The organism is Stella humosa (assembly GCF_006738645.1).
GTDB lineage: Bacteria > Pseudomonadota > Alphaproteobacteria > ATCC43930 > Allostellaceae > Allostella > Allostella humosa.
On the sequence record NZ_AP019700.1, the window covers coordinates 2,780,983 to 2,793,111 of the forward strand.

Genomic DNA, 12,129 nt, shown 5'->3' on the forward strand with positions numbered 1-12,129 from the left:
GCCCCGGTTTCGACCGAGGCCCGCCCCGCGCCGCCCGCGCAGACCGGATCGAGAAAAGAGGCCATGAAGAAGGTCGAAGCGATCATCAAACCGTTCAAGCTCGACGAGGTGAAGGAAGCCCTTCACGAGGTCGGGATTACCGGCATCACGGTGACCGAGGCAAAGGGCTTCGGCCGTCAGAAGGGCCACACCGAGCTATACCGGGGAGCGGAGTACGTCGTCGACTTCCTGCCGAAGGTGAAGATCGAGGCAGTGATGGACGACGCATTGGTCGCTCGCGCCGTGGAGGCGATCCAGCAGGCCGCCCACACGGGCCGGATCGGCGACGGCAAGATCTTCGTCTCGCCGGTCGAGGAAGCGATCCGCATCCGTACCGGCGAGCGCGGGCCGGACGCGGTCTGATCGCCCCTCAACGAACACTGCAAACAAACCCCACCCAACGCCAAGGAAAAACGGGAACAGAACCATGTCGGACATGAAGAAGGTCTTCGAGCTGATCAAGGAAAACGACGTGAAGTACGTCGATTTCCGCTTCACCGATCCGCGCGGGAAGTGGCAGCATCTCGCCCATCACGTGTGCACCATCACCGAAGACTTCCTGACGGATGGCGTCATGTTCGACGGTTCGTCGATCGCCGGCTGGAAGGCGATCAACGAGTCCGACATGATCCTCATGCCGGACCTGTCGACCGCCGTCATGGACCCGTTCGCCGCCCAGCCGTCGCTGATCATTTTCTGCGACGTCTACGAGCCCTCGACCGGCCAGCCCTACACGCGTGACCCGCGCTCGACCGCAAAGCGCGCGGAGGCCTACCTGAAGTCGGCCGGGTTCGGCGACACCGCCTATTTCGGCCCCGAGGCCGAGTTCTTCGTCTTCGACGACGTGAAGATGGAGAGCTCCATGTACAAGAACTACTACGAGCTCTACTCCGAGGAAGGCGTCACCGCCGGCTCCAAGGAGATCGAGGGCGGCAACATGGGCCACCGCCCGCCGGTGAAGGGCGGCTATTTCCCCGTGCCCCCGCTCGACCCGTCGTCCGACCTGCGCGCCGAGATGCTGACGGTGCTGGAGCAGATGGGCATCGAGGTCGAGAAGCATCACCACGAGGTGGCGCCCGCCCAGCACGAACTGGGCGTTAAGTTCTCGACCCTGCTGAAGACCGCCGACCTGATGCAGGTCTACAAGTACGTCGTCCACAACGTGGCCGCGTCCTACGGCAAGACGGCGACCTTCATGCCCAAGCCCGTGAAGGGCGACAACGGGTCGGGCATGCATGTCCACCAGTCAATCTGGAAGGGCGGCAAGCCGCTGTTCGCCGGCAACCTCTATGCCGACCTGTCGGAGATGTGCCTCTATTATATTGGCGGCATCATCAAGCACGCCAAGGCGATCAACGCCTTCTCGAACCCGACGACCAACAGCTACAAGCGCCTGGTCCCGGGCTACGAGGCGCCGGTGCTGCTGGCCTACTCGTCGCGCAACCGCTCGGCCTCGTGCCGGATCCCCTACGTGTCGAGCCCGAACGGCAAGCGCGTCGAGGTGCGGTTCCCCGATCCGGCGGCCAACACCTACCTCGCCTACTCGGCCATGCTGATGGCCGGCCTCGACGGCATCCAGAACAAGATCCATCCGGGCGACCCGATGGACAAGAACCTCTACGACCTGCCGCCCGAGGAGCTGAAGGAAGTCCCGACGGTGTGCGGCTCGCTGCGCGAGGCCCTGGACTCGCTCGCCGCCGACCACGACTTCCTGCTGAAGGGCGACGTCTTCACCAAGGACCAGATCGAGGCCTACCTCGAGCTGAAGTGGGAAGAAGTCCACGAGTACGAAATGACGCCCCATCCGATCGAGTTCAAGATGTACTACTCGGTCTGATCCCGGTTCGCGGATCGACCACATGCGAAGGGCCGCCCGAGAGGGCGGCCCTTTTCTTTGTCGGGACGATCTGGAACGATCAGTCGTCGAGCTTGCGCGACAGTTCGCGGAGGTCCGTGCCCGACAGCTTCAGATCATACTTGCGCCCGTCCGCGCCGCGCGCGTCGTCGACCTCCCACACCCGGCCGTCATCCTCGCGCTCGATGTCGCCCCAGCTCGTGAAACCCATCTGCTGCAGCACGGCCTCGATCCGAGTCCGCTGCTCCGGGCTGGGGTCGTCGCCGGCAAGTGGGGCGGCTGTCGGCCAGGACAGCATTGCGGCAAGCGCGGCAGCGCCGACCAGCAAGGGCACGCGCACGTAGGGACGGGTCATCCAGCCTCTCCTCGGAATCTCGGTGCCTCGCCAGGCGAGGCGGTCGACCGGGAGAACGCGGTGGAGAAGGCGCGCGTTCCGACCGTCAGGCGGGGTCGGTCGCGCCTGTGTCGACGGGCCGCAGGTCGGCGGCCATGTCGAGATAGGCCCGGCCCGCATAGAGCCGTCGGACCAACCGGCGGTGGCCGGAATGGATTTCCTCCACCGAAGCCGTGCCGGTCTCGACGCCGCCTGCCAGCGCCTCGGCCAGGACTCGGCCCTCGATGCCGTCCTCGTGCGGCAGGCCCAGATGGGCCAGGATGGTGGGTGCCACGTCGATCGTGCCGGCTGGCAATGGTGAGGCATAGCCGGACCTGGCCCCCACCCCGCCCACCATCAGCACGTTGGCCAGTTCGCGCGGGTGCAGCCCGCCATGCATGCTGCCGCCGACCGGGATGGCATTGTGGAACAGGCAGCCGCCATCGACGCCATGGGCATCGAGGCCGTCGTCGGTCGTCAACGTGTAGTAGATGTCGGGCGAATCCGGATGGTCGCAATGGACCAGGCGGCGGTCGAAGCTGCCCGGCACCAGGCCGACACTGCCATCGCCGCCGCGGGTGAAGACCTGGCCGCACCAGGGCTGCGCCAGCAGCCATTCCGCCACTTCGGCCAGGGCCTGCGGGTCGTCGCCGGCCAGCGTGATGCCGCCCGAATAGCCGGCCTGGTGGTCCTGCTCGCCGAAGCGCTCGCGCACCAGGGCCGGCATGTCGACGGTCGCCCGCGTCGTCACATGGCCGTGGTCCGACATGATGAGGATCAAGGGCTGGCTTTCCGGCGGCTCGCCGTCGGCCCAGGCGAGCACGCGCGCGAAGGCGGCGTCGACGCCGTTCAGCGATGCCACCCCTTCCGGCGTGCCGATGCCCTTGTAGTGCCAAGTGCTGTCGGGGTCGGAGAACCAGAGGACGGCCAGGTCGGGATCGAGGTCGGGGAGGACATGGTCCAGCAGCACGTCGGCCGCCCAGTGCATGCGCGCCGTGTTGGGCGTGCCGCCGGGCGGGATCGGCCCGGCCTTCGCCGTCGCGGCCTCGATCGCTTCGGCCGGCTGCGTCGCCCCTTCGCCATGGGCCGACAGGGTGACGTGGCCCAGCTCGGCCGCGCGGTGGTTGAGGAGGCGCGTGGCACCCGGCGAGGCGGTCGAGATCACCGTCATGCGCCGGCCGGCGGCGGCCAGGCGCTCGCCCAGCGTCAGCCGGTCCAGCAGGTTGCCGCCGCGACTGGCGGCCAGCCGGTCGAGATGGTCCAGGCGCGATGTCTGCACCCGGCCGGCCGTGCGGCTGACGAAGGCATTGGCGACGAGGCCGTGCCGGCCGGGCGGGCAGCCGGTGACGAGGCTCGATACCGCCACCCGGGTCTCGCTCGGGAAAACGGTGCGGCTGAGGGGGAAGCTGGCCGAGCGGTCGCGAAAGCGGTCGAGATGCGGCATCAGCGCCGGCGTGATCATGTCGGGGCGCAGGCCGTCGAACACGATGAGAAGCACCCGCCGCCGTTCCGCCATGACCCTACCCCTTGCGCAGGACCGCGATCGCCGCGGCCGGATCGTTCACCAGGATGCCGTCGATGCCGAGTGCCGCCATCTGCTCCAGCCTCCCGGTCGTGATGGCGCCCACCGCATGCTCGCCCGTGCCGCGGGCATGGCCGGCGGTCACCCATACGAGCAGGCCTGCCGCGCGGGCGGCGGCCACCCGTTCCGGATTCGCATCCGGCTCCCACAGGCGCAGGATGGCGGCACCGGCCGCGGCCAGTGCAGCGGCGGCGTCCGGGTCGGGCAACAGGCCGAGGATGGTCGCTCCAGGCAGGATCTCGCGCGCTGCGCCGACATCGTCCAGGCTGCGGACGCCGACGACGAGGTCCTTCTCTGTGCCGGGCGGCGCGGCGGCCGCGATCGCCTCCAGTACCGGACGGCCGCGCAGCTTGACGTCGACCACCACCGGCAACCGGCCGCCCACCGCCGCCATCAGCCCGGCCAGGGTCGGCGCCCAGGGGCCGCCATCCGGGGCACGATGGGTGGCGATCTCCGCTGCGGTCATGTCGGCCAGTTGCGTCGGCACGCCGGCCAGCCGGGCAAGATCCGGATCGTGCCCGACATGGGCGATACCGTCGCGCGACAGGCGCGCATCCATCTCGACCGCGTCCGCCCCCGCCGCCACGGCTGCCTCTGCCGCGGCGGGAGAATTCTCCCGCGCGACGGCAGAGGCGCCACGATGGGCGACGACGGTGACCGGCCGGGTCACACCAGCCGCGACTGTTCGAGGGCTGCGCGCACGAAGGAGGTGAAGAGCGGATGCGGCGCGAAGGGCTTGGACTTCAGCTCGGGGTGGAACTGCACGCCCACGAACCAGGGATGGCTCGGCAGTTCGACAATCTCCGGCAATACGCCGTCCGGCGACATGCCGGAGAAGAGCAGGCCCGCGCCTTCCAGAGGCGCCCGGTAGTTGATGTTCACCTCGTAGCGATGGCGGTGGCGCTCGCTGATCTTGCGCGACTGGTAGATCTGCTCCACCCGGCTGCCGCCGGCGACGATGCAATCATAGGCACCGAGCCGCATGGTGCCGCCGAGGTCGCCACCCGCCTCCCGGCGCTCCAGCGAGTTGCCGCGGACCCATTCGGTCATCAGCCCGACGATCGGGTCGGCGCACGGGCCAAACTCGGTCGAGCCGGCGCCGTCCAGGTGCAGCAGGTTGCGGGCGGCCTCGATCACCGCCATCTGCATGCCGAAGCAGATGCCGAAATAGGGCACATTGCGCTCGCGCGCGAAACGGGCAGCGGCGATCTTGCCTTCCGACCCGCGCTCGCCGAAACCGCCCGGCACCAGGATGCCGTGCACGTTCTCCAGGTGCTGGACCGCGTCCTCGCGCTCGAAGATCTCGGAATCGATCCAGTTCAGGCGGACGCGCGCATTGTTCGAGATGCCGCCATGGATCAGCGCCTCGCTCAGCGACTTGTAGCTGTCGGTCAGGTGCGTGTACTTGCCGACGATGGCGATGGTGACGTCGCCCTCGGGCTGGTGAATGCGCTCGGCCACTTCCTTCCAGCGCGACAGGTCGGGCTCCGGGCTGGTCAGGCCAAAATGGGCGCAGACCTGCTCGTCGAAACCCTCGGCATGATAGGTCATCGGCACTTCGTAGATGGTGCCAACATCGATCGCCGGGATGACCCGCTCCTCGCGCAGGTTGCAGAAGAGCGCGATCTTGCGGCGCGCGGACGGCGGGATCGGCCGGTCGCAGCGGCAGAGCAGAATGTCCGGCTGGATGCCCAGCGCCAGCAGTTCCTTGGCGGAATGCTGCGTCGGCTTGGTCTTCAGCTCGCCGGCGGACGCGATCCAGGGCACCAGCGTCAGGTGAACGAACATCGCCCGCTCGCGACCCAGCTCGTTGGCGAGCTGGCGGATCGCCTCCAGGAACGGCAGGCTCTCGATGTCGCCGACCGTGCCGCCGATCTCGCACAGGATGAAGTCCGTGCCCTCGGCGTCGCCCTGGATGAATTCCTTGATGGCGTCGGTGACGTGCGGGATGACCTGGACGGTGGCGCCCAGATACTCGCCGCGCCGCTCCCGCCCGATCACGGTGGAATAGATCCGCCCCGTGGTCACGCTGTCGCTGCGCCGCGCCGGCACGCCGGTGAAGCGTTCGTAGTGGCCGAGGTCGAGGTCGGTTTCCGCCCCGTCGTCAGTCACGAAGACCTCACCGTGCTGATACGGGCTCATGGTGCCCGGATCGACGTTGAGGTACGGGTCCAGCTTGCGCAGCCGCACGGAAAAGCCACGTCCCTGCAGCAGCGCGCCAAGCGCCGCGGCCGAGATTCCCTTTCCCAGTGAGGAGACCACGCCGCCGGTTATGAAGATGAACCGCGTCATGGAAGATCAGGATATCCCCGCGGCCGAGTCTCGCCCAGCCGCGATTGCGTACGGGCAGCCGGGACCGGCCGCCCGTGGATGGAGATCAGTTGGCCTGCGGCACCGCCGGGGCGGCGGGAGCTGCGGGAGCGGCCGGGGGCTGGTCGACGATGGAGCGCGGTTGCGTCGCGCCGCCCGTCAGGTGGACGAGGGCCAGACTGGTGACCACGAAGCAGGCCGCCAGGATCGCCGTCGTCCGGGTAAGGAGATTGGCCTGTCCGCGGCCGGACAGGAACCCGCCCATGCCGCCGCCGCCCCGCCACCGCCGATGCCGAGCGCGCCGCCTTCGCTACGCTGCAGCAGGATGACGACGACGAGCGCCAACGCAATGAGCAGGTGGATGACGAGGATGACCTGCGCCATGAAACGCGATTCCTGAAAATGTCTAACCGGGAAGTTGCCGGCTATTTAGTCGCTCGAGCCTGGAAGCGCCAGTGTTGAATGGCGCCGGTGGCGAATATGGACAATCAGCGCGTTGCCTCGCCGATGGCCCAGAAGTCGTCCACCACCAGGCTGGCGCCACCAACCAGCGCGCCGTCGACATCGGGCAGGCGCAGCAGCACGGCGGCGTTCCCGGGCTTGACCGAGCCGCCATAGAGGATGCGCAGGGCCGAGGCGTCGATCGCCGCCGGCACGCAGGACCGGATATGCGCATGCATGGCCTGCACGTCGTCGGCCGTCGGCGTCCGGCCGGTGCCGATGGCCCAGACCGGCTCGTAGGCGACGACGGTATCGAGTGCGGTGGCGCCGGCCGGGATCGAGCCCGCGATCTGGCGGGCGACGACGGCATGGGCGTGGCCCTCGTCGCGCTCGGCCTCGGTTTCGCCGACGCAGATGATGGCGATCAGGCCGGCGGCCTGGGCCGCGGCGGCCTTCGCCGCCACCAGCGCATCGCCCTCGCCATGGTCGGCCCGCCGCTCGGAATGGCCGACGATGGCAAAGCGGCAGCCGGCATCCGCCAGCATCGCGGCCGAGAGGTCGCCCGTATGGGCACCGCCGGCGGCCGTATGGCAGTCCTGCCCGCCCAGTGCCACGGGCGAGCCGGCCAGCGCATGGGCGGCAAGGCCCAGCAGCGTGGCGGGCGGGCAGATTACCCAGTCACAGGGCGGCGAATCCTCCGCGCCCGCGCGCGCGGCCAGCGCCAGGGCGCGTTGCTCCCCATCGGCCCGAAGGCCGTTCATCTTCCAGTTCCCGGCGATCAGCGGGCGGCGTGCATGTTCCATGGTGTCATCTTTACCATGGCCCTGCGGGACCGGCGATACCGATAGAAGTTGCCGCCTACCCCCCCTGTCCCTATGATCCGCCGCCCAAATCAACCACCCGACGCGATCAGCAAAGCCCCCTCATGCTCCAGGCCATCCGCAGTCGCGCCACCTCCTGGGTGGTCAAACTTCTTTTCGTCCTCCTGATCCTGAGCTTCGCGGTCTGGGGCATCGGCGATATCTTCCGCCAGCCCGGCGCCGAGGCGACGGTCATCACTGTCGGCTCCGAGAAGGTGACCGGCGTGGAGGTCGTGAACCAGATCCGCCGCGATGTGGAGCAACTGCGGCCTATGTTCGGCGGCCAGCTCGACATGGCCCAGGCGCGCGAGATGGGGATCGTCGACCGCTCGATCGAGCAGTTGGTCCAGCGCAAGCTCTACGCCCATGCCGCGGCCGACCTCGGCATTCTCGTGGGCGACGATGCCGTTCGCCGCGCCCTTGCCGCCAACCCGCAATTCCGCAGCGCCGGCCAGTTCGACCCCCGCACCTTCCAGGCTGTGCTGCAGCAGACGCGCACGACCGAGCAGGCCTATGTCGCATCCCTGCGCCAGGACCTCGCCCGCGTCGCCATGACCGACCCGATCGTGGCCGGTGCGACCGCGCCGACTGCCCTGGCCGATGCCCTCTATCGCCATCGCAACGAGAAGCGGCGGGCCGATGCGCTCGTGCTGGCCCGCGCCTTGTTCCCCGATGTCGGCACGCCCGACGACGCCCAGCTTGCCGCCACGCTGGACAAGCTGAAGGACCGCTTCTCAACCCCGGAACTGCGCCGCGTCACCGCCATCGTGCTGACGCCGGACGCCCTGATCGAGGGCATCGCCATCAGCGATGCCGCGGCCGAGGGCGAGTACAATGCGCGCAAGCTCGAGTTCACGAAGCCCGAGCAGCGCCGCCTGCAACAGATCCTGGTGGCCGACGAGGCCGTGGCCAAGCAGGCAGCCGAAGCGCTCGCCGCCGGCCAGGACTTCGCGACGGTGGCCAAGGATATCGCCAAGGTCGATCCCGCGGGGCTCGATGCCGGGCTGATGGAGCGTTCGGGCCTGCCGGAAGAGTTGGCGGCGGTGTTCCAGGTCGAGGTCGGCAAGACGACGGCCCCGCTGCAGAGCGCGCTCGGCTGGCACATCCTGAAGGTGGTCGAGATCGTGCCGGAGGCAGTCCAGCCCTTCGCCGAGGTGAAGGCCGCCATCGTCGAGCAGATGCGCCGGGAACGTGCGCTGGATGCGCTCGCCAACCAGGCGACGAAGCTCGAGGACGCGTTGGCCGGCGGTGCCAAGATGGACGAGGCGGCAACTGCCGTCGGCGTCACCGCCCTTGCCCTGCCGCCGCTCGACCAGCAGGGCCGCGACGGCGATGGCCAGCCGGTCAGCCCCCTGCCCGGCGGCCCGGAGCTGGTTCGCCTTGCCTTCGACACGGCCAGCGGCGAAACCGCGCCGCTGATCGAGATGCCCGAGGGCGGCTATCTCGTCGTCCATGTCGACGAGGTGGTGCCCGCCAAGGTCCGCGCGCTGGCCGATGTGCGCGATGCGCTGGTCCAGGCCTGGACAGAGGAGCGCCAGACCGAGGCCGCCGAGAAGGCCGCCGACGAGATCCTGGCCGCCGTCAAGGGTGGGGCGTCGCTGGCCGATGCCGCCAAGGCGCGCGGTGTCGAGGTCAAGCCGGCCGGGCCGTTCATGCGCACCGGCGGCCGCGAGGCCCTGCCCCTGCCGCAGTCGGTGGTGACCGCGCTGTTCGCCGGCCCCGTCGGGACCGCGTCGAAGGGCATCGTGGCCGACGGCGTGGCGATCGGCGTGCTGACGGCGATCGAGCCGGTCGACGCCAAGGCCGACCAGGCCGCCGTCGACACCCTGCGCCAGACGCTGGAGCGCGACATCGTCAGCGACCTCACCAACGAACTGGCCCAGGCGCTGCGCCGCCGGGTGTCAGTCGAGATCGACCGCGCCGCCATCGACCGCCTGCTCTAGGGCCAGCCGACCATGGATGCCTCCCCCCGGTTCGATCCGTTCGCCGAGACCTATGATTCCGGCCGGCCCCAGGTCGTCTGGTGCGACTTCGTGGCCGACCTGGAGACGCCCGTCTCCGCCTTCCTGAAGATGGCGGATTCGCGGCCGATGAGCTTCCTCTTCGAATCGGTCGAAGGCGGGGCCGTGCGCGGCCGCTATTCCGTGATCGGCCTGAAGCCGGACCTGATCTGGCGCTATCGCGACGGTGCGGCCGAGATCAACCGCAGCGCCCGCTTCGACCCCGACGCGTTCGAGCCGATGGGCGTGGGCGGGCTGGAGGCCCTGCGCGCCCTGGTCGAGGAATCCAAGATCGACCTGCCGCCCAGCCTGCCGCCGATGGCGGCCGGCGTCTTCGGCTACCTGTCCTACGACATGGTCCGGCTGATGGAGCGCCTGCCGGACAAGAACCCCAACACGCTGGGCGTGCCCGACAGCATCTTCGTGCGCCCCACCGTGATCGCCATCTTCGACAACATCCTCGACCGGGTGACGCTCGTGACCCCGGTGCGGCCGGTGGCCGAGGTGGCGGCGCGGGCGGCCTACGACAGCGCGCGCGAGCGCCTGGCCGATGTCCTGGCCGACCTGGAGCGCAGCCTGCCGCATCGCCGCGAGCGTTCGGCCGAGGCGGGCGAGATCCCCGAGCCGCGCTCCAACATGACGCCCGAGCGCTTCAAGTGGATGGTCGAGCAGTGCAAGGAGTATATCCGCGCGGGCGACGCCTTCCAGGTCGTGCCCTCGCAGCGCTTCTCGGTGCCGTTCCGCCTGCCGCCGATGGCGCTCTACCGGGCGCTGCGCCGGCTCAACCCCTCACCCTTCCTGTTCTATCTCGATTTCGACGGCTTCTCGATCGTGGGTTCGAGCCCGGAGATCCTCGTGCGCCTGCGCGACGAGACGGTTACCATCCGCCCGCTGGCCGGCACCCGCCGCCGCGGCGCCAGCCCGGCCGAGGACAAGGCGCTGGCCGAGGAACTGCTGGCCGACCCCAAGGAGCGGGCCGAGCACCTGATGCTGCTGGACCTCGGCCGGAACGATGTCGGCCGCGTCTCGCGCATCGGCACGGTCGCGGTCAAGGAGCAGTTCGCGATCGAGTTCTACTCCCACGTCATGCACATCTCCTCCCATGTCGAAGGGCAGATCTCGCCCGACTATGACGCCCTGTCGGCGCTGGTCGCGGGCTTCCCGGCCGGCACCGTCTCGGGCGCGCCCAAGGTGCGGGCGATGGAGATCATCGAGGAACTGGAGCAGGAGCGGCGCGGCATTTATGCCGGCTGCGTCGGCTACTTCTCGGCCAATGGCTCCATGGACACCTGCATCGCGCTGCGCACGGCCGTCGTGAAGGACGGCACGATGTATGTCCAGGCCGGCGGCGGTGTGGTCGCCGACAGCGACCCCGAGGCCGAGTACCAGGAGACGGTCAACAAGGCCCGCGCCCTCTTCCGCGCCGCCGAGGAAGCCGTCCGCTTCGCCCGCCGGGGCTGACCGCCGATGGTCAGTGCCGGGCCTGCTCGGTCGGCGCGACCCGTGCCAGGCTGCTGATCGGCACGATCTGGAAGCCGCGCCCGGCCGCCTGCGGCAGCCAGGCAGCCAGTGCCGCGCGGGTCGCGGCGTGGGGGTGGCCGATCGCCACGGCGTAGCCCTTGCGGCGGGCGACCCGCTCAGTCTCGGCCAGTTGGTGCACGACCTTGTCGGCCGACTGGTCGTTGTCGAGGAAGACGTCTCGGGATACGAACGGCACCGACCGCGCCCGGGCCAGCGCCTCCGCCACCGTATCGACCGTCGTCCGCGAATCGAGGAACAGCAGGCCGCGGCCGGCGATCTCGTCCATCAGAACCGCCATCGCCCGTGGGTCGGCGGTGAAGCGGCTCCCCATGTGGTTGTTCAGGCCGACATGGCCGGGGAAGCGACTGACCCCGTCGTCGATCCGTCGCCGCAGTTCGTCCTTGGGCTGCACGACCTTCAGCGCCCCCGGCCCCGGGTCTACACCGGCCGCCATCGGCTCCATCGGCATGTGCACGAGAATCTCGTGCCCCGCGCGGCGCGCCGCTTCGACCATCCGCGACACGTCGGCATAGGGCAGGAATGCGAGCGTCAGCGGGCCAGGCAGGCTGATGACCGCCTGGCTGCCGCGCAGGTTCGGGCCAAGGTCGTCGATGACGATGGCAATGCGCGGGTGGCCCGGGGCGGCCGGCGCCACGGCCACGGCGTTGCGCCGCCAGGCCGGCGTCCCATGCAGCGGCGGGCGCGGCGCCGGCGCCGGCAGGGCCGCCAGTACCGCCGCGCGGTCGGTCTTGGGCGGTGTCGGCGCGGCGTGCGGCGTGACGACCGCCGGCGGCGGTGCAACCGCTGGCGCGGGCGGCGGCCCGGCCTCCTCGGCCACGACCGACGACGGCGGCGCTGCGGCCGTCTCGACCTGAAGGGCGGGTGGGTTCTCGGGCGCGGGCGCCTCGAAGGCCGCGCGGTCTTCCTCGCCACGCTCGTTCCAGGCAAGCCAGCCCAGCATCCCCGCGACCGACGCCACCATGCCGAGGCCGACGCCGATCAGGATGGCAGTGGTGGTGCCGGGCCGGCCGCCAACGGCTTTGCGGCGCTTTCTCGGGCGGTTGGACATGGGAATGGTCTATCGGCCTGCTGGCAAACGGGTTTGCAATGAACGAATCGGCGATGGGCGCGGGATCATAGCGAAGCCC

Annotated in this window: 10 protein-coding genes and 1 pseudogene; 4 read left to right on the forward strand and 7 right to left on the reverse strand. The window is 69.6% G+C overall.

Annotated features, from left to right (window positions below; genetic code table 11):
• Positions 1-63 precede the first annotated feature (63 nt).
• Together STVA_RS13030 and glnA are read left to right on the forward strand one after the other, a co-directional pair.
• Positions 64-402 (forward strand): P-II family nitrogen regulator, encoded by a 339-nt coding sequence (locus tag STVA_RS13030; RefSeq protein ID WP_142208921.1) that lies wholly within the window; start codon positions 64-66, stop codon positions 400-402.
• A 64-nt stretch (positions 403-466) separates the two neighbouring features.
• Positions 467-1,876 (forward strand): type I glutamate--ammonia ligase, encoded by a 1,410-nt coding sequence (glnA, locus tag STVA_RS13035; RefSeq protein ID WP_123688362.1) that lies wholly within the window; start codon positions 467-469, stop codon positions 1,874-1,876.
• Between the two features lie 79 nt (positions 1,877-1,955).
• Here glnA and STVA_RS13040 read toward each other — a convergent pair whose 3' ends face one another.
• The 6 genes and pseudogenes from STVA_RS13040 to tpiA all read right to left on the reverse strand — a co-directional run bounded on the left by STVA_RS13040 (position 1,956) and on the right by tpiA (position 7,403).
• Positions 1,956-2,249: a PepSY domain-containing protein gene (locus STVA_RS13040; protein WP_123688363.1), complete on the reverse strand. Its 294-nt coding sequence runs from the start codon at positions 2,247-2,249 to the stop codon at positions 1,956-1,958.
• An 85-nt stretch (positions 2,250-2,334) separates the two neighbouring features.
• Entirely contained in the window at positions 2,335-3,783 is a 1,449-nt protein-coding gene (locus tag STVA_RS13045; protein WP_123688364.1) for an alkaline phosphatase family protein, read from the reverse strand.
• A gap of 4 nt (positions 3,784-3,787) precedes the next feature.
• Positions 3,788-4,519: a glycerophosphodiester phosphodiesterase gene (locus STVA_RS13050; RefSeq protein WP_170216325.1), complete on the reverse strand. Its 732-nt coding sequence runs from the start codon at positions 4,517-4,519 to the stop codon at positions 3,788-3,790.
• Positions 4,516-6,141, reverse strand: coding sequence for a CTP synthase (locus tag STVA_RS13055; protein ID WP_123688366.1), 1,626 nt, complete (start codon positions 6,139-6,141; stop codon positions 4,516-4,518). The genes STVA_RS13050 and STVA_RS13055 overlap by 4 nt, the downstream gene beginning before the upstream one ends.
• Positions 6,142-6,226: 85 nt before the next feature.
• A pseudogene (secG, locus tag STVA_RS28580) lies at positions 6,227-6,543 on the reverse strand (preprotein translocase subunit SecG).
• Positions 6,544-6,647: 104 nt separating this feature from the next.
• Positions 6,648-7,403: a triose-phosphate isomerase gene (gene tpiA, locus STVA_RS13065; protein ID WP_123688368.1), complete on the reverse strand. Its 756-nt coding sequence runs from the start codon at positions 7,401-7,403 to the stop codon at positions 6,648-6,650.
• Between the two features lie 122 nt (positions 7,404-7,525).
• Here tpiA and STVA_RS13070 point away from each other — a divergent pair, with 122 nt between their 5' ends.
• Both STVA_RS13070 and trpE read left to right on the forward strand, forming a co-directional pair.
• On the forward strand, positions 7,526-9,403 hold the full coding sequence (locus STVA_RS13070) for a peptidylprolyl isomerase (RefSeq protein ID WP_123688369.1): 1,878 nt from the start codon (positions 7,526-7,528) through the stop codon (positions 9,401-9,403).
• Positions 9,404-9,415: 12 nt separating this feature from the next.
• Positions 9,416-10,921 carry an anthranilate synthase component I gene (trpE, locus tag STVA_RS13075; RefSeq protein ID WP_123688370.1) on the forward strand — a complete coding sequence of 502 codons (1,506 nt, stop codon included), beginning with the start codon at positions 9,416-9,418 and terminating at the stop codon, positions 10,919-10,921.
• 10 nt (positions 10,922-10,931) lie between these two features.
• Here the strand turns inward: trpE and STVA_RS13080 are convergent, their stop codons facing one another.
• Positions 10,932-12,050 (reverse strand): divergent polysaccharide deacetylase family protein, encoded by a 1,119-nt coding sequence (locus tag STVA_RS13080; protein WP_123688371.1) that lies wholly within the window; start codon positions 12,048-12,050, stop codon positions 10,932-10,934.
• Between the last annotated feature and the right edge of the window lie 79 nt (positions 12,051-12,129).